Raw genomic sequence first — 17,257 nt, forward strand, 5'->3', positions numbered from 1 at the left:
CCATGAAAATGGAATTCTTTGGAGAAGGAATGCAAGAGATTTCATCAATGAGGGTTTTCTATGCAACTATCGTAGGATTGGTGGTTGGCGCTGTTATTTCATCAGTGACTGAATATTATACAGGATTTGGTACGAAACCTGTTATGGCAATCGTGCAAAAATCAAGCACAGGGGCAGGAACGAATGTAATTGCTGGTTTAGCCACTGGAATGATTTCTACTTTCCCGACAATTCTGTTATTTGCTGCTGCCATTTGGACTTCGTATGCACTTGCCGGTTTTTACGGCGTGGCTTTAGCGGCTTCGGCTATGATGGCCACTACGGCAATGCAATTGGCTATTGATGCCTTTGGACCTATTTCTGATAATGCGGGGGGAATTGCCGAAATGAGTGAATTGCCGAAAGAAGTGCGCACCAGAACCGACATATTGGATGCTGTGGGTAACACAACTGCCGCAACAGGGAAAGGCTTTGCTATCGCTTCTGCAGCATTAACATCATTGGCTTTATTTGCCGCTTACGTGACTTTTACGGGGATTGACGGGATAAATATATTCAAAGCACCAGTTTTAGCGATGCTTTTTGTTGGGGGAATGATTCCAGTGGTTTTCTCCGCTTTGGCGATGAATTCTGTTGGAAAAGCCGCCATGGATATGGTGTACGAGGTGCGTCGTCAGTTCAAGGAAATTCCAGGAATTATGGAAGGAACCGGTAAACCTGAATATGCAAAATGTGTCGATATATCTACCAAAGCCGCTTTGCGCGAAATGATGCTGCCGGGAGTTTTGACCATCGGTTTCCCAATCGCCATAGTTTTGCTTGGTAAATTAGTTTATGGAGACAATAACCAATTGATTGCTGAAATGCTTGGAGGATATATGGCAGGTGTTACCGTTTCTGGTGTGCTTTGGGCGGTTTTCCAAAACAATGCAGGTGGTGCTTGGGATAACGCCAAGAAATCATTTGAAGCAGGAGTTTTAATCAACGGTGAAATGACCTACAAAGGTTCCGATGCCCACAAAGCAGCGGTAACCGGTGATACTGTTGGTGATCCTTTCAAGGATACTTCTGGGCCATCGATGAATATTTTAATTAAACTGACGTGTCTGATAGGATTAGTAATGGCGCCCATTTTAGGGAACGGAAGCCACACTATTTCTGATGCTAGCGCTTCTTGCTGTATCACAACCGGAGCATGTACTTCTATGTCTAAAGAGGAATGTATAGCAAAGGGATGCACCAATGCTGCTTGCGATCATATGATGCATGGAAATAAAATGATGCATGAAGTTTCTAAAGAGATAAAAATTGAAAAATCTATTGAGAACGGTGTTGTTAAAGCTACTGTCGCTACAACTGTCAATGGAAAAACTGATACACAAGTCTTTGAAGGAACCGACGCTGAGGTCCAGGCTCAAATCGATGCTTTGAAATAAAATTAGTATTATTTAAAATTTAAATTGCCCTGTGAAAACGGGGCATTTTTTGTTCTTATTTTAAATGATGTATTGCGTAAAAAGCGCCTTCGATTATTGTATTTCCTAAATATTTAATAGCTCCAATTTCCCCAATCATCACCCCAATCAGCAAGTTCTATTGCCGCAACAACTAAGAGAACAATCCCTAAAGAACCTACAACAATTGCAACATTTCCTATTGTTGTTGCTGTTTTGTCAAGAAGACGTATGGTTTTTAAATCGCTTTCGGTTAATGGAATTTTTTCAATTTGGCCTTTCGTTTTTATGAGACCGTAATATACGCCATCAATTTGTTCAATTTTTTTAAATTTGAGTTTTGTGTTGTCGGTTTTTACCACTAAAACTTTTCCATCTGCTGTTGCCGCTTCATTTAAAGTGACAGGCGTTTTTTTATAAACGGCGCAGCTTTGCAGAATAAGCGCCATAATCAAGAAAAAACAAATAGTTTTATTTTTTAAGTTGGGCAGTATCATGATTTTGAGATTTAAATTAATAATCAGAAAAATCAATTGATTAGCATTTTAAGTTTGATAAATTAAGGCAAATTAAAGTTAATCAATTTAATTTGTAATATAAAAATAAAAAATGCCTCATGAAAGTGAGGCATCTTTAAAATATAGATATAAATTTATTTTAGAATAATCCATGTAACTCAGCGTCGATTCTATTGATGATGTTTCCTAAATCTTCTGGTTTGTCAACGAAATTAATGTTGTCTACGTCTATTATAAGTAGTTTTCCTCTATCGTAGGTGTGTACCCATGCTTCATAACGTTCGTTCAATCGACTTAGGTAATCGATGGAAATCGTGGATTCATACTCGCGACCGCGTTTGTGAATTTGTCCAACTAAATTCGGGATCGAGCTTCTTAAATAAATTAACAAATCAGGGGCTTTGACTGTCGATTCCATCAATTCAAAAAGACTGGAATAGTTCTGAAAATCACGATTGGTCATCAATCCCATAGAATAGAGATTGGGCGCAAAAATATGGGCATCTTCGTAAATGGTTCTGTCTTGGATGATTTTTTTGCCGCTTTCGCGAATCTGCATCACCTGACGGAAACGGCTGTTCAAGAAATAGATCTGCAAATTAAAGGACCAACGTTCCATCTGATGATAAAAATCATCCAAATAAGGGTTGTCAACCACATCCTCAAAATGAGGTTCCCACTTAAAGTGTTTTGCCAGTAACCGTGTTAGAGTTGTTTTGCCTGATCCTATATTTCCTGCTACTGCTATGTGCATTACGGTGTTGTGATTTTATAATTTATAATTCCCTTCGATGTAAAAATAGATAAAATTTGGTCTTTGTATGAGAATTTTTCGAACGTTTTTTCCGAAATTTCAATTTTATACTTTTGCCTTTTTTTAAGATCTTCAAAAATCAAATTATTGTTTTTGGAGAAGATATATTGCTGATCATTAATGATTTCGATAAAATCAAAATCGGGGACCTTTCCTTTATTTGTGATTTTTCCAAAAATATCGCAGGAAAACCAGTTGTTTTTATCATCTACCCAATAAAAAGTGTTGAAATCTGATTGATACTGTTTGATGCTTTCCGGAAAAGAGGTCGATATGGCTTTGTAATTGTTTTTTAAATAATCAAAAAGACCAATTTGCTGATTCAAACTATCATAAACCCACAATTGATTTTGAGAAGCTATCCCGATTGCTGCCGCAATTATTGGAATTGTGTTTTCTGAAAAATTTGTTTTCTGCAGTTCATTCAGTTGGTTGTCCAGCAGGATTACCGAATTGAAGCTTTCGTAGAATAAGACAATTTTCATCGGATTTTGTAGATCTACCCTGGTGATTTTTCCCAATGAAGGATTTTTATATTCAAAAGTTTCGTTGCCCTTTATTTTGTGTAAAACATTATCAGTTATGAAGTACTGAAAACCAAATTGATCTAGTCCTATGTAACAGTCTATTTTAAAAGAGAGAGTGTCCACTGTTTTAGGATAGAGTTTAAGGGTTTGCCCGTAGACAATCGAAAAGGAGATAACAAAAAGAGATACAAGCAGCTTTTTCATAGGGCTAGCAAATTACAACAAAAAAAGCTAATTCGATTTACTATTTATTCTCGGTTTAAAATGCCGAAATTAGAATAAAAAAAACCAGCTCATTTGATGAGCTGGGTCTTATATATAAAATCAATTGTGATTGTTACAATCCAAATGCTGTTTTAACTTGGTCAACAAAATCTAGTTTTTCCCAAGTGAACAATTCAACAGTTACTGTTTTCTCGTTCCCGCCTGGCGCAGAAAATGTTTTGGTTACCGTTTCTGGCGTACGTCCCATATGTCCGTAGGCTGCAGTTTCGCTATAGATAGGGTTTCTCAATTTCAAACGTTGCTCGATAAAGTAAGGACGCATATCGAAGATAGCTTCCACTTTTTTGGCGATTTCACCGTTAGTCAAGTTTACTTTTGATGTTCCGTAAGTGTCAATAAAAATACCCATTGGTTTCGCTACACCAATAGCATAAGAAACCTGAACTAATATTTCCTCGGCAACTCCCGCAGCAACCAAGTTTTTAGCGATATGACGAGTCGCATAAGCGGCACTTCTATCTACCTTACTTGGGTCTTTACCGGAGAAAGCACCACCACCGTGAGCTCCTTTACCACCGTAAGTGTCAACAATAATTTTTCTACCCGTCAATCCACTGTCTCCATGTGGCCCACCAATTACAAACTTCCCGGTTGGGTTGATGTGGTATTTAATTGTATCATTAAATAAATGAGCACTAGCTGGGTTCTTCGCAATGATTCTTGGAATCAAAATTTCGATGATGTCTTTTTTGATTTTTGCAAGCATAGTCGCTTCTTCGTCAAAATCATCGTGTTGTGTGGAAATAACAATCGCTTCGATTCGAGTTGGTTTGTTATCGTCACTATATTCTAACGTAACCTGTGATTTTGCATCAGGACGCAAATAAGTGATTTCATTGTTCTCACGTCTTAAAATTGCCAATTCTTGCAATAATTTATGCGATAAATCAAGTGCCAATGGCATGTAATTTTCAGTTTCATTGGTAGCGTAACCAAACATCATTCCTTGATCTCCAGCGCCTTGTTCCTCTGGATTGGCTCTGTCAACTCCTTGGTTAATATCAGCTGATTGCTCATGTATAGCCGAAAGAATACCGCAAGAATTTGCTTCAAACATGTATTCGCTTTTTGTATAGCCAATTTTTCTTATTACTTCACGAGCGATATGTTGTACATCTAAGTACGTATTTGATTTTACTTCACCAGCCAGAATTACTTGACCTGTAGTTACTAATGTTTCACAAGCAACCTTTGAATTGGCGTCAAATGCCAAAAAATTATCAATTAATGCGTCTGAAATTTGATCTGCAATTTTGTCTGGATGTCCTTCGCTTACAGATTCTGACGTAAATAAATATGCCATAATAAATTTAAATTTAAAATTAGGTGAGGAAAAATAATTGCGGGAAATACTAAAGGAGAGTTTCTGCTTTAGCATTTTTTCTACTGAAAATATTCAGCATCCATAATGAATTAGTTTCATTATGAAGAGGTTGCAATCAGTTCAAATTTTTCCTCTTGTATTCGAGTGCAAATGTATGAAACCATTTTGAATTGCAAATTAATCTTGTCTTTTTTTTTAGGAATGTTGAATGGCAATGTCGAATATTATCAAATCGTCATTAGACATCTTAGTAAAATTTAGATATTAAATGGGTGGATTTAATGTTTTGTCAGACCTAAAGGTTGAAATGGGAAAGAAGAATTTATTAGGCAATAATTTTAGTCGATTCGGAAAACCCCTAAAATCAAACATTAAACAAAATCTCGTAAAAAAGCCACTTTTGGTCAAAACTGAATGTTATTTATGACTATTTTCTGAACTAAATCCTTAAAAAACGCTTTATATCTGATATAGTGTTAGTTAGTCGAGTATGTTTTATTCGAGGCCTTTTGTTTCGTTAAATTTGTTGAACACTAAAGCCAACAACTTTAAAATATAGATTTTGCAACGTTGCTTTTTATAAAAGTTTAAAAAGTCCAAATCATTCAAAATATTTTTTTAACCAAGAAACAATTTAATTATGAAAGCCATCGAAAACGGTTTTGTATTAGAAACCACAGAAAAGAGAAAGGACAAAGCTAGAGCAAAAAAATGGGACAAATATCTTGCTGATTACAAGAATTATTTCAAGGAATACAAAAGACAGTATAAGAATGCTCAAAAAGGTGATGAAATCGCTTTGTCGCAATACCCTTATTTGAGAGCTAAATGGGAAGTCTTGAAAGAAAGAATTCTTAAGGCTCACGGAAATAGAATTTTAACAGACAAGCAAATTCAAAAAGTCGTTAAGATAAACATGAAGATAGTTAAGGCTTGCTTCTAATAAAGCGGTATAACCGATATGTCAAGCCATAAAAAGGATTGGTCTTGACGAAAAAAGTTTCATAGTGTGCGCACGAAGTGAAACGTTTATGATATTTATTTTTTTGATTAATCAATTAGTGGCAACAAAATTGATTAGAGGTTACATCAGTTCTTTTTTACTGAGGACTTATAAATTTATTACGCTTAAAAACAAACAACTAAAAAATAATTATCATGAAAACACCAAAAACAATCCAGTCGCTTTCGAATCTTACATTCAGGCAAAAAAAGACGAATGAAAACAAAATCAGTGATGAGTTGGTTAACCCTAGATTTGTAATAAAATTCAACTCTGGTTTTAAGCCAAAAAAAGCTTCAAATTCATTATTAGTTCAAATGTATTCCCAAGAAAATGAGGTCCTTTTTATCTAACGCAAACGGATATCATTTAAATGCATTATTCGATAAACGTATTTTAAAAATTTTATTTTAATATGGAAGATAGTAACGATAAGGTATCTGAAATTTCACAATAGTACCCTGAAAACATGATTGTTTTGGGGTATTATTTTTTTATGCATATTCGAGATGTGTTTTTCGTAAAAACAAAAAGCAATTCATTTTAAAATTTGGTCGTTTAAAAAAATAGTGGTTAATTTGCCCTGTTAAGTTCATCAACGTATTGAAATGTTATAAAGAAAGGCAGAGGGATTAGACCCAATGAAGCCTTAGCAACCCTTCGAGAAATCGAAGAAGGTGCTGCATTCTACCACGCCCAACGTGGAAAGATAACAACAAGAATTCACTAGTTAATTTCTAGCTTTTCTTTTTAATATTTCCAAATACAAATCAAAATCAATAATAGATTTGACATTGGAAAATAAACCCACACATATTACCATTCAAAATTTCACCACACATAATGGTGCTTTTTATGCTGCCCTAAACTTAAGTTTTCAAGTTTTTGGTGCTCCTTTGCATACTGCCCCTATTATCTTAATTAATCATGCCTTGACTGGAAACTCACAAGTAATTGGTGAATCAGGTTGGTGGAATGATATTGTAGGTGTAGATAAAACTATTGATACTAGAAAATATACTATTGTCTCTTTTGATGTGCCAGGTAATGGATTCAATTCGGCTACTATCGAAAATTACAGAAATTTCATCGCCAGAGACATTGCTAGAATTTTTCTTGAAGGACTTCAGTTTTTAAAGATTGATAATTTGTTTGCCCTTATTGGTGGTTCTGTTGGTGGTGGAATTGCATGGGAAATTTTGGCTTTGGAACCTAAATTGGCACAAAATTTCATTCCCATTGCGACAGATTGGAAAGCAACAGATTGGTTGATTGCTAATTGTTATTTACAAGAGCAAATCCTTAATAATTCTAAAAAACCTATTGAAGATGCCCGTATTCACGCGATGTTGTGCTACCGAACACCTGAATCTTTCAAAGAAAAATTTAATAGAGATATCAATATACAACTAGAAACATTCAAAGTAGAAAGTTGGTTGAATTACCATGGAGAAAAATTAGAAAAAAGGTTTCAACTATCGGCTTATAAAATGATGAACCAACTTTTAAAAACCATTGATATTACTCGAAATCATGAGTCATTAGAATCGGTTATTTCAAAAGTTGATGCCAATATATACATTGTAGGAATCAATTCGGATTTGTTTTTTACGGCAAAGGAGAATAGAGAAACCTACAACGAGATTAAAAAATTCAAAAATAATGTATTCTATAGTGAGATTGACTCGCAACACGGGCACGATGCCTTCTTGATGGAATACGAACAATTAGACAATTTATTAGAAGTTGTTTTTAAAAATAAGAAGCAGATGAAAATAGTGAAATTTGGCGGAAAATCTTTAGCTAACGGTGATGGTATCAATAAAGTTTTGGATATTATTGAGTATAAAATAAAGCAAAAAGAAAAAATCGCTATTGTAGTTTCCGCTAGAGGAAATGCAACGGATGAGTTGGGCGATATTCTTACTATTGCAGCCAAAAACGGAAATTATAAGCCGCTACTGGAAAGTTTTAAAGCCTATCAAAAGGACGGTTTTGATGCCGTTGATTTTTCGGTAGAATTTGATAAATTAGATAAAATTTTCGAAGGCGTTAGCTTGATCGGGGATTATAGCGTTAAGATTCGAGACCAAATTTTAGCACATGGCGAATTGCTTTCGGCTAAATTATTGGTGTTTTTATTGAATCAAAAAGGGATAGCTGCAAAACTAGCGGACACCAGAGAGTTAATTATTACCGATTCCAATTTTGGGGATGCTCAACCACTAGATGCCATTTCTAAGAAGAACATCATCCAGATTTTCAAAGAAAACAAAGATTCTGTTTTGGTAATTACTGGTTTTATTGGTTCGAATACTAAAAATGAAACCACCACTTTGGGGAGAAACGGAAGTAATTATACCGCGTCACTAGTCGCTAATTATATAAATGCCGAAGAATTGCAGAATTTCACCCATGTGGACGGAATTTACACCGCCAATCCTGAATTGGTTTTAGATGCTAAAAAAATTGAAACTTTGTCCTATAATGAAGCTAATGAAATGGCCAATTTTGGAGCAAATATTTTACACGCAAAAACCATTGTCCCATTATTAGAAAAAAACATACCCCTACGTATTTTGAATACGTTCAATCACGAAAACAAAGGAACCTTAATCACATCCAATTCGAATGCTGCAGGAATTAAAACCTTGTCTGTACTGGAGAATGTGTCTTTGGTAAACTTAGAGGGAAGAGGACTGTTAGGTAAAACAGGAGTTGACGCCCGTATTTTCAGGGTAATGGGCGATAATGATATCAGTGTGAGTATCATTTCCCAAGGTTCTTCAGAAAGAGGAATTGGACTCGTGGTTGCCGCTGAAAAGGCAACAAAAGCAATGATTGAGTTGGAGAAAGAATTCGAAAATGATTTCTATTCTAAGGATGTCAATAAAATAACAGTGACAGATAATGTTTCGGTCATTTCAATTATCGGTCAAGATTTAAGCACCTTTCATAAACCGTACACTGCGTTAATCAAGAATAAAATTGTCCCTATTTTATTCAATAATACCGTTACGGGTAAAAATGTAAGTTTGGTGGTTAAAAAATCAGAACTTCACAAAGCCTTGAATGTGATACACGGAGAGATTTTTGGGGTTGCAAAGAAAATCAACATCGCCATTTTTGGGCACGGATTGGTCGGTGGAACTTTGATTAATCAAATTTTAGAATCAGCAACCGCAATCGAAAAAAGGAAAGACATCAAATTGAATGTGTTTGCTATTGCCAATTCTAGAAATGTTCTTTTGAATAAAAACGGAGTTTCTCCAAATTGGAAAAACGAAATTCAAACCAATGGTGAGTCATATACGATTAACGATGTTATCGCGTATGCCAATGAGCACCATTTGGAAAACTTGATTGCGATTGATAATACCGCAAGCACTTCTTTTGTGGAGAATTATATTCCGCTTGCCGAAAGCAGTTTCGATTTGATTTCGTCCAATAAGGTAGCCAATACCCTAAGTTATGGTTTTTATAAAAAGTTAAGAAAAGTATTGGCTGACAATCAAAAGAACTATTTGTATGAAACCAATGTTGGGGCAGGATTGCCGCTGATTGACACGATAAAGCTATTGCATCTCTCGGGTGAAAATATTACCAAGATAAAGGGAGTGTTTTCAGGAACCTTAAGTTATTTATTCAATAATTTCTCTGCCAAGGACGTTCCTTTTAGCGAAATACTTAAGGAAGCAATCGACAGTGGTTTCACGGAGCCAGACCCAAGAGAGGATTTGGGCGGAAATGACGTGGGCAGAAAATTACTGATTTTAGCCAGAGAATTGGATTTGCAAAACGAATTTGAAGAAATTGAAATTCAGAATTTAATCCCAGAACATTTACGCAAAGGAAGTGCCGCTGATTTCTTGACCAAGCTGAAAGAATTTGACCCTATATATGATAAGATAAAAAGCGATCAAAAACCAAATCACGTTTTGAGATACATAGGTGAATTATCGGGCGATTTGCAAAATGACAAAGGAATTTTGGAAGTTAAGTTGGTTTCCGTACCTTCGGATACCGCTTTGGGAGGCTTGAAAGGATCTGATTCTTTCTTCGAAATTTACACCGAATCCTATGGTGACCGTCCAATTGTGATTCAAGGAGCTGGAGCTGGATCGGCAGTTACGGCAAGAGGTGTTTTTGGAGATATTTTGAGATTGTCTGATAAAGGGTAGAGAAGAAGTATTCAGTGTTTAGTTTGGAGTGTTCAGTAAAAAAAATAAAAATCCATTAAATCCGAGTTTGAATCCGTTTCATCCGCGTACAAAAAAATCATAAACAATGAAGATTACATTAAACAGAGTAAACGACAATTACCATTTCGAATTAAAAAACGAACGTGGACATATAGTAAATTTAGACAGTCGCCCAGAATCTGGCGGAAATGATATGGGTGCGAGCCCAATGGAATTGGTGTTGATGGGAGTTGCAGGCTGTAGCGCTATCGATATGATTTCTATACTGAAAAAGCAGCGTCAAGAGATTACCTCTTTCAAGGCTGAGGTTGAAGGTGAACGTATTCAAGTGGGAGAAGCAAAACCATTTAAAGACATCTATTTGGTTTTTTATCTAGAAGGTGAGATTAAAGAAGATAAAGCCGCTAAAGCCGCGCAACTGTCTTTCGATAAATACTGCTCGGTTTCTAAAACGTTAGAGCCGACGGCAACAATACATTATATGGTCGTTGTAAATGGAGTGGAATTAGCGAAATAGAGAATTCCTCTAACTTGAAACTTTAAACAAAAGATAATGAACGAAGAAGAATTTGGTTTTGAAACCGAAGCCATCCGTACCCAATTAGAACGCACGCAATACTTAGAGCACTCGGTTCCTTTATACCTAACCTCTAGTTTCGTATTTGAAGACGCCGAAGATATGCGTGCCTCGTTTGCCGAAGAGAAAGACAGAAATATTTATAGCCGTTACAGCAACCCGAATACCAACGAGTTCGTGGATAAAGTTTGCAAGATGGAAGGTGCAACTGCTGGTTTTGCCTTTGCCTCGGGAATGGCTGCAGTGTATTCAACAATGGCTGCTTTATTGAAATCTGGAGATCATATTGTTTCTTCCAGTAGCGTTTTTGGAGCGACACATTCATTATTCATCAATTATTTTCCAAAGTGGAATATTGAAACGTCGTATTTCGACATTAATGAACCAGAAACTATTGAAAGTTTCATCACGCCAAACACAAAAATTCTTTTTGCGGAATCGCCTACGAATCCAGCTGTCGATATTATTGATCTGGAATTGCTAGGGAATATAGCCAAAAAACACAATTTGATTTTGATAATCGACAACTGTTTTGCAACGCCTTATTTACAACAACCTATAAAATGGGGTGCGCATTTGGTGGTACATTCTGCTACGAAGTTAATGGACGGTCAAGGACGAGTTTTGGGCGGAATTACCGTTGGCGATCCCGAATTGATTCAAAAAATCTATTTGTTTTCTCGACTTACGGGACCTTCTTTGTCCCCATTTAATGCTTGGGTGCTATCAAAAAGTTTAGAGACTTTAGCGATTCGTTTAGATAGACATTGTGAAAATGCATTGAAGGTAGCGGAGTTTTTAGAACAGCATCCAAATGTGAATCGAGTAAAATATCCGTTCTTAAAATCGCATCCACAATATGAAATTGCCAAAAAGCAAATGAAGTTGGGTGGCAGCATTGTGGCTTTTGAAATAAAAGGCGGTCTTGAAGCAGGACGAACCTTTTTGGATAAAATAAGACTATGTTCGTTATCACCAAACTTAGGCGATACCAGAACCATTGTTACACATCCAGCGTCAACGACACACAGTAAATTGTCTGTTGACGAAAGATTGGCAGTGAGTATCACTGATGGGTTAGTCCGTGTTTCAGTAGGGCTGGAAACTGTTAAGGATGTAATTGCTGATTTAGAGCAAGCACTTTCTTAAATTTCAGGATTAACCATTTTTGATTTCAGATTTGAAACCGAAAAACTTTTCGATATTTAACAAAAATATGAAACCAAGATTAGTCATTTTATCAGATTTGTGGGGGAAGGGAAAGTCCGAGTGGGTAAAAACATATGAAGAAATTTTAAAACACGATTATGAAATTAGGTTTTATGATTGTTGTGAACTGGGAGAGCTAGAAATATTAGATTATACGGAAATAAAATTGCACGAACAGTTTGTTAATGGGGGTATTGAAACAGCCGCCCAAAAGTTGGTTTATCTTGAGAAGGGCAAAATTGATGTGATGGCTTTTAGTATTGGTGGAACGATTGCTTGGAATGCTGCCTTGAAAGGACTGGATATTGGAAATATGTTGGCGATATCATCCACAAGATTGCGGTATGAAACTGAGGTGCCAAATTGTGAAATTATGCTGTATTTTGGAGAAAAGGATAATAATAATCCAAATGAAGCTTGGTTCAAAAAGAATGAAACGATCTGTGAAGTTGTAAATGGGAAGAGGCATGACATGTATTATGAATCTAATTTTGCAAGAAAAGTATGTGATGTTATTTTAAGTAAAAGAAAAGATAGATTGTAGATTAATAATTGTATATTTCTAATTCAACTACAATCTTTAATCGTCATTCCGTATTATTAATTCAAAAAGCATATTTTTGTTGTCATTGAATAAAGGATTAGAAGATTTCAGGTGTTATCCTTAAGAAATTCTTAATCTGAGCCCTTCAATATAAAATCAATTCTACATGCTTTCAAAGAAAACAAAATACGGTATAAAAGCACTGACTTTTTTGGCTCGTCAAGAAGATCAAACACCTGTTGCTATTGCCGATATCGCCAAAAGCGAAAACATTTCGATTAAATTTTTAGAAAGCATTTTGTTGCTTTTGCGCCATTCGGGTTTTTTGGGTGCCAAAAAAGGAAAGGGTGGTGGTTATTATTTGATTAAAGACCCGAAAGAGATTAATATGGCCAAAGTGTACCGTATTCTCGAAGGTCCAATTGCTTTGTTGCCTTGTGCCAGCCATAACTTTTATGAGAGATGTGATGATTGTACAGATGAAGCTGCCTGCGCAGTACGTAAATTGATGACTGAAGTGCGAGACAATACACTGAAAATTCTCGAAAATAATACCCTTGCAGATATAGCTTTTTAGTCTATACTGCATATTTAAACACATATCAAAAAAGACCCTTTCATTGTATTTGTCCAATGAAAGGGTCTTTTTGTATAAATTGACGACTAGTTTAAACCGTAAAAACCAGTTTATATCCTACGAAAAACAGCATTATCGCAATGGCATTTCTAAGAAATAAGTCAGGTACTTTTCCACTTAACATACTTCCGATATATATTCCAGGAAGGGACCCCATCAATAGCTGTCCCAATAAGCCCAAATCCAAATTTCCCATTGTCGCGTGTCCTAATCCTGCTACAAGAGTTAAAGGGACAGCGTGAGCGATTTCGGTTCCGACTAATCTTGGAGTTACCAAAAGAGGGTACAGGAAAAATAAAGTGACCGTCCCTAAAGCACCCGCTCCAATAGAAGTTAGCGTTACAGTTGCACCTAGCAGTATACCAATGGCTACCGTTAGCATATTCTGAGTTTTACTCTCGCTATGAAACTTGTCGCCAGAATGTTTTTGAGAAAAAACTAACAGTTTTTTTTTGAATAGGACCGCTATCGAGGTTAAGAGCAGCGCCCAGCCCAAACTGAATCTTATTATAGAGTTTAAAGCGGTAATATCTGTTTTGATACTATGTAAAATCCACAAAGTCAGTAATGCCGCAGGGACACTGCCTAAGGATAGCCAACCAGTAATTGTCCAGTTGATATTCTTTTTCTTGTGATGCACATAGACCCCACCCATTTTGGTAAACGCCGCATATAATAGGTCGGTACCAACAGCTGTTGTTGGAGGAATACCAAACCACAAGAGAATGGGAGTCATCAATGAACCGCCTCCTACACCAGTTAATCCAACAATGAACCCAACTGTTAAACCTGCGATGACTAATCCTATTTGAAAATCCATAAATGAAGTTTTTGGACAAAATTACAATTATTTTATAATTAACCTATAGGCGAAGTAGACTATGTTAAAAATATTTGAAAAATTAAAGGCTGATCAATCTCGTTTCGAGAAAATATGTGCTAAAAATGTAGAATTTGGGCCCTTTTGTTATATTTTTTTTTAACGCTTGAACGCTACTGGTTTTTAATGCAAAAATTTCAAATATTATTTTGTTATTTAGAAATAAGGTTTACTTTTGCATAGTAATCTACTAAACCTATAGGGTAATGGATTTTATAATAAAAGAAAATAAAATGAGTACAACAATCGTACAAACACTAATAGAAAAAACAAAAAACTTCTCAATCGAGGAGACTTTTAATTTTTTGGCTAATGAGTATAAGGATAAAGTTGTTTTTTCAACATCATTCGGACAGGAAGACCAAGTGATAACGGCTTTAATCGCTAAAAGTGACTCAACAATTACAATTTTCACTTTAGATACGGGCCGCCTATTCCAAGAAACCTACGATGTTTTTCATAAAACATTAAAAAAGTATAAAAAGCATATTGAGGTTTATTTTCCTGAAGCAACCGATGTTCAAAATTTGTTGAATCAAAAAGGACCAAATAGCTTTTATGAGTCGGTGGAGAATAGAAAAGAATGTTGCTTTATCAGGAAAGTGGCGCCGTTGACAAAAGCTTTAAAAGGGAATTCTATTTGGATTACAGGTTTAAGGGCAGAACAATCGGAAAACAGAAATGATTTACATCTTTTCGAATACGATGGAAAATTCGAAATAATCAAATTCAATCCATTATTAAAATGGACTTTAAAAGAGGTTGAAGATTATCTGGAAAAAAACAATGTGCCGCAAAATGCATTGCACAAACAAGGATTTGTGAGCATAGGCTGCGCTCCATGTACCAGGGCAATTACCGCTGATGAAGATATAAGGGCAGGAAGATGGTGGTGGGAATCGAGTCATAAAGAATGCGGGTTGCACCAGAAGTAATTATGAATTATAAATTATAAATGTTGGAATCTTTAAATTTTTCAATTATTTAAATCTTTAAATTAAAAAGGATGAGTACGATATTAAAAACAAATGCTTTAGAAAGCGAAGCGATATACATATTTAGAGAAGTGATAGCCCAGTTTGACAAGCCCGTATTGCTTTTCTCTGGAGGGAAAGATTCTATTACATTGGTTCGATTGGCTCAAAAAGCATTCTTCCCTGCAAAAATCCCTTTTCCATTATTACACGTGGATACAGGACATAACTTTCCCGAAACCATTGAGTTTAGGGACAGATTGGTTAAGGAGTTAGGTTTGGAACTAATCGTTAGAAATGTTCAGGATGCTATTGATGAAGGAAAGGTAGTAGAAGAAACAGGTAAGTACTCAAGCAGAAACAGTTTGCAGACCACCACGCTTTTGGACGCTATTGATGAATTTAAGTTTGATGCTTGTATCGGTGGTGCCCGCAGGGATGAGGAGAAAGCAAGAGCTAAAGAACGTATTTTTTCTGTCCGTGATGATTTTGGCCAATGGGACGAGAAAAACCAACGTCCTGAACTGTTTGATATTTTGAACGGTAAAATTGAAAACGGGCAAAACGTACGCGTTTTTCCTATTTCAAACTGGACTGAATTGGATGTGTGGAGTTATATAGAGCAAGAGCAAATCGAGATTCCGTCCATTTATTTTTCGCACAAACGTAAAGTCTTCTTGAGAGACGGAATGATTTGGTCGCACTCTCCTTTTGTTTACCAAGAAGAAAACGAAGAAATAGAGGAAAGAATCGTGCGTTTTAGAACAGTTGGCGATATGAGTTGTACGGCAGCGGTTGACTCCTATGCAGCAACAATTGCTGAAGTTGTAGGAGAAATCAGAGTGTCAACCATTTCTGAACGGGGAGCTAGAATCGATGATAAACGTTCTGAGGCTGCGATGGAGAAAAGAAAACAACAAGGGTATTTTTAGAATTATTTTAAATGTTGAATTTTAAATGTTGAATGTGTCCACTCTCATTTAAAATTCCAAGTAACGATTACCATTTAAAATTCAAAATTTATAATTTAAAATAATAGAAACTGATGGAAGTTTTAAAAATAGCAACAGCAGGAAGTGTAGATGACGGAAAAAGCACTTTAATCGGGAGATTATTATACGATACGCAATCTTTGACTACAGATAAATTAGAGGCAATAGAAAAAAGCAGCAAGCAAAAAGGATATGATTATTTAGATTTTTCTTTGGCTACAGATGGTTTGGTTGCAGAGAGAGAACAAGGAATTACGATTGACGTAGCTCATATTTATTTTTCGACGGCTAAGAAAAGTTACATTATTGCCGATACTCCAGGTCACGTAGAATATACGCGTAACATGGTTACAGGAGCTTCAACTTCGCAGGTTTCAATCATTTTGATTGATGCCCGTAAAGGAGTAATTGAGCAAACCTACCGTCACTTTTTCATCAATAATTTATTGAGAGTTAAAGAGGTAATTGTTGCCGTTAATAAAATGGATTTGGTTGATTACTCAGAGGAAGTTTACAATAAAATCAAAGCCGACTTTGAAGCTTTAAATGCTAAAAGCACTTTCAAAGAGCAAAACGTAAGTTACATTCCTTTGAGCGCTTTGACTGGAGATAATGTTGTTGAGTCATTAGGCGGAATGCCTTGGTATGAGGGTCAAACTATTTTGGAGCATTTGGAGGCTTTAGAGCCAGCGGATGTTTATGAAAAAGGGAAAGCGCGTTTTCCAGTTCAAACGGTGATCAGACCAAAAACCGAAGAATACCACGATTTCAGGGGATACGCTGGTAAGCTTTATGGAAACAATATTAAAGTAGGAGATGCGGTAACAGTACTTCCTTCTTTGACAGAATCTAAAGTGACAAACATTCACTTTTTTGATCAACAATTTGATGAGGCTTCCGTGGGATCGTCTATTGCAATTGAATTAGAAAATGATATCAATGTGACGAGAGGGGACATGATTGTAAAATCATCCGAATTGCCTAAAGTGGAAAAGGATATTAACACAACAGTTTGTTGGATGGACAGTAAAAAACTGGTTCCGGGAGCAAAATATTTTGTGCAACACAATACGAATCGGGTTTTGGCTAAAATTGACAGCGTGAAAAACGTAATTGCAACTGATTTTTCAGGGACAAAAGAAGCGTCTCAATTGGCGATTAACGAAATAGGGGAAGTGAATATCAAGTTAAGCAAAGCCTTATATTTTGATGCATACAACGACAACAAATCAAATGGCGCTTTTATCTTAATTGATGCAGCAACAAATACAACAGCGGGAGTTGGATTTATCCGTTAGTTTTTGGCTTTAGCCAATA

Annotated in this window: 16 protein-coding genes and 1 riboswitch; of the genes, 11 read left to right on the top strand and 5 right to left on the bottom strand. The window is 36.0% G+C overall.

Annotated elements, in window-relative coordinates; all coding sequences use genetic code 11:
- Window positions 1-1,436: proton/sodium-translocating pyrophosphatase (locus tag VIH09_RS11695; RefSeq protein ID WP_331581165.1), on the top strand; the 1,436-nt coding region annotated here is incomplete at its 5' end.
- Between the two features lie 113 nt (window positions 1,437-1,549).
- Here the strand turns inward: VIH09_RS11695 and VIH09_RS11700 are convergent.
- The 4 genes from VIH09_RS11700 to metK all read right to left on the bottom strand — a co-directional run bounded on the left by VIH09_RS11700 (window position 1,550) and on the right by metK (window position 4,901).
- Window positions 1,550-1,951: a hypothetical protein gene (locus tag VIH09_RS11700; protein WP_331581167.1), complete on the bottom strand. Its 402-nt coding sequence runs from the start codon at window positions 1,949-1,951 to the stop codon at window positions 1,550-1,552.
- Between the two features lie 160 nt (window positions 1,952-2,111).
- A complete protein-coding gene (locus tag VIH09_RS11705; RefSeq protein ID WP_331581169.1) occupies window positions 2,112-2,726 on the bottom strand; it encodes a deoxynucleoside kinase in 615 nt (204 codons plus the stop codon).
- On the bottom strand, window positions 2,726-3,517 hold the full coding sequence (locus VIH09_RS11710; RefSeq protein WP_331581171.1) for a hypothetical protein: 792 nt from the start codon (window positions 3,515-3,517) through the stop codon (window positions 2,726-2,728). The genes VIH09_RS11705 and VIH09_RS11710 overlap by 1 nt, the downstream gene beginning before the upstream one ends.
- A 133-nt stretch (window positions 3,518-3,650) precedes the next feature.
- Window positions 3,651-4,901: a methionine adenosyltransferase gene (gene metK, locus VIH09_RS11715; protein ID WP_331581173.1), complete on the bottom strand. Its 1,251-nt coding sequence runs from the start codon at window positions 4,899-4,901 to the stop codon at window positions 3,651-3,653.
- Window positions 4,902-5,562: 661 nt separating this feature from the next.
- Between metK and VIH09_RS11720 the strand changes: the two genes are divergently transcribed.
- The 7 genes from VIH09_RS11720 to VIH09_RS11750 all read left to right on the top strand — a co-directional run bounded on the left by VIH09_RS11720 (window position 5,563) and on the right by VIH09_RS11750 (window position 13,034).
- On the top strand, window positions 5,563-5,865 hold the full coding sequence (locus VIH09_RS11720) for a hypothetical protein (RefSeq protein WP_331581175.1): 303 nt from the start codon (window positions 5,563-5,565) through the stop codon (window positions 5,863-5,865).
- 215 nt (window positions 5,866-6,080) lie between these two features.
- Window positions 6,081-6,278 carry a hypothetical protein gene (locus VIH09_RS11725; protein ID WP_331581177.1) on the top strand — a complete coding sequence of 66 codons (198 nt, stop codon included), beginning with the start codon at window positions 6,081-6,083 and terminating at the stop codon, window positions 6,276-6,278.
- A gap of 255 nt (window positions 6,279-6,533) precedes the next feature.
- Window positions 6,534-6,641: riboswitch (SAM riboswitch) on the top strand.
- 78 nt (window positions 6,642-6,719) lie between these two features.
- Entirely contained in the window at window positions 6,720-10,106 is a 3,387-nt protein-coding gene (thrA, locus tag VIH09_RS11730) for a bifunctional aspartate kinase/homoserine dehydrogenase I (protein WP_331581179.1), read from the top strand.
- 106 nt (window positions 10,107-10,212) lie between these two features.
- The gene (locus tag VIH09_RS11735) at window positions 10,213-10,644 is read left to right on the top strand and encodes an OsmC family protein (RefSeq protein ID WP_331581181.1); all 432 of its coding nucleotides are present in this window, start codon (window positions 10,213-10,215) and stop codon (window positions 10,642-10,644) included.
- Between the two features lie 36 nt (window positions 10,645-10,680).
- Entirely contained in the window at window positions 10,681-11,853 is a 1,173-nt protein-coding gene (locus tag VIH09_RS11740; RefSeq protein ID WP_331581183.1) for a trans-sulfuration enzyme family protein, read from the top strand.
- A gap of 67 nt (window positions 11,854-11,920) precedes the next feature.
- Window positions 11,921-12,457 (top strand): alpha/beta hydrolase, encoded by a 537-nt coding sequence (locus tag VIH09_RS11745; protein ID WP_331581185.1) that lies wholly within the window; start codon window positions 11,921-11,923, stop codon window positions 12,455-12,457.
- 166 nt (window positions 12,458-12,623) lie between these two features.
- Window positions 12,624-13,034, top strand: coding sequence for an Rrf2 family transcriptional regulator (locus VIH09_RS11750; RefSeq protein WP_331581187.1), 411 nt, complete (start codon window positions 12,624-12,626; stop codon window positions 13,032-13,034).
- Window positions 13,035-13,125: 91 nt separating this feature from the next.
- Here the strand turns inward: VIH09_RS11750 and VIH09_RS11755 are convergent, their stop codons facing one another.
- Window positions 13,126-13,914, bottom strand: a complete 789-nt coding sequence (locus VIH09_RS11755) for a sulfite exporter TauE/SafE family protein (RefSeq protein ID WP_331581189.1) — start codon at window positions 13,912-13,914, stop codon at window positions 13,126-13,128.
- 293 nt (window positions 13,915-14,207) lie between these two features.
- On the opposite strand from VIH09_RS11755, the gene VIH09_RS11760 reads away from it, so the two are divergent.
- The 3 genes from VIH09_RS11760 to VIH09_RS11770 all read left to right on the top strand — a co-directional run bounded on the left by VIH09_RS11760 (window position 14,208) and on the right by VIH09_RS11770 (window position 17,238).
- Window positions 14,208-14,909: a phosphoadenylyl-sulfate reductase gene (locus VIH09_RS11760; RefSeq protein ID WP_331581219.1), complete on the top strand. Its 702-nt coding sequence runs from the start codon at window positions 14,208-14,210 to the stop codon at window positions 14,907-14,909.
- Between the two features lie 71 nt (window positions 14,910-14,980).
- The gene (gene cysD / locus VIH09_RS11765) at window positions 14,981-15,880 is read left to right on the top strand and encodes a sulfate adenylyltransferase subunit CysD (protein WP_331581191.1); all 900 of its coding nucleotides are present in this window, start codon (window positions 14,981-14,983) and stop codon (window positions 15,878-15,880) included.
- A 113-nt stretch (window positions 15,881-15,993) separates the two neighbouring features.
- The gene (locus VIH09_RS11770) at window positions 15,994-17,238 is read left to right on the top strand and encodes a sulfate adenylyltransferase subunit 1 (protein ID WP_331581193.1); all 1,245 of its coding nucleotides are present in this window, start codon (window positions 15,994-15,996) and stop codon (window positions 17,236-17,238) included.
- Window positions 17,239-17,257 lie beyond the last annotated feature (19 nt).

Source organism: Flavobacterium sp. (assembly GCF_036515215.1).
GTDB lineage: Bacteria > Bacteroidota > Bacteroidia > Flavobacteriales > Flavobacteriaceae > Flavobacterium.

Excerpts from the sequence above, each read along its gene's own strand:
- VIH09_RS11755 (WP_331581189.1), bottom strand. The coding sequence starts at position 13,914 with ATGGATTTTCAAATAGGATTAGTCATCGCAGGTTTAACAGTTGGGTTC.
- VIH09_RS11770 (WP_331581193.1), top strand. The coding sequence starts at position 15,994 with ATGGAAGTTTTAAAAATAGCAACAGCAGGAAGTGTAGATGACGGAAAA.
- VIH09_RS11720 (WP_331581175.1), top strand. The coding sequence starts at position 5,563 with ATGAAAGCCATCGAAAACGGTTTTGTATTAGAAACCACAGAAAAGAGA.
- VIH09_RS11750 (WP_331581187.1), top strand. The coding sequence starts at position 12,624 with ATGCTTTCAAAGAAAACAAAATACGGTATAAAAGCACTGACTTTTTTG.
- VIH09_RS11725 (WP_331581177.1), top strand. The coding sequence starts at position 6,081 with ATGAAAACACCAAAAACAATCCAGTCGCTTTCGAATCTTACATTCAGG.
- VIH09_RS11740 (WP_331581183.1), top strand. The coding sequence starts at position 10,681 with ATGAACGAAGAAGAATTTGGTTTTGAAACCGAAGCCATCCGTACCCAA.
- metK (WP_331581173.1), bottom strand. The coding sequence starts at position 4,901 with ATGGCATATTTATTTACGTCAGAATCTGTAAGCGAAGGACATCCAGAC.
- cysD (WP_331581191.1), top strand. The coding sequence starts at position 14,981 with ATGAGTACGATATTAAAAACAAATGCTTTAGAAAGCGAAGCGATATAC.
- VIH09_RS11710 (WP_331581171.1), bottom strand. The coding sequence starts at position 3,517 with ATGAAAAAGCTGCTTGTATCTCTTTTTGTTATCTCCTTTTCGATTGTC.
- VIH09_RS11735 (WP_331581181.1), top strand. The coding sequence starts at position 10,213 with ATGAAGATTACATTAAACAGAGTAAACGACAATTACCATTTCGAATTA.
- VIH09_RS11760 (WP_331581219.1), top strand. The coding sequence starts at position 14,208 with ATGAGTACAACAATCGTACAAACACTAATAGAAAAAACAAAAAACTTC.
- VIH09_RS11700 (WP_331581167.1), bottom strand. The coding sequence starts at position 1,951 with ATGATACTGCCCAACTTAAAAAATAAAACTATTTGTTTTTTCTTGATT.
- VIH09_RS11745 (WP_331581185.1), top strand. The coding sequence starts at position 11,921 with ATGAAACCAAGATTAGTCATTTTATCAGATTTGTGGGGGAAGGGAAAG.
- VIH09_RS11705 (WP_331581169.1), bottom strand. The coding sequence starts at position 2,726 with ATGCACATAGCAGTAGCAGGAAATATAGGATCAGGCAAAACAACTCTA.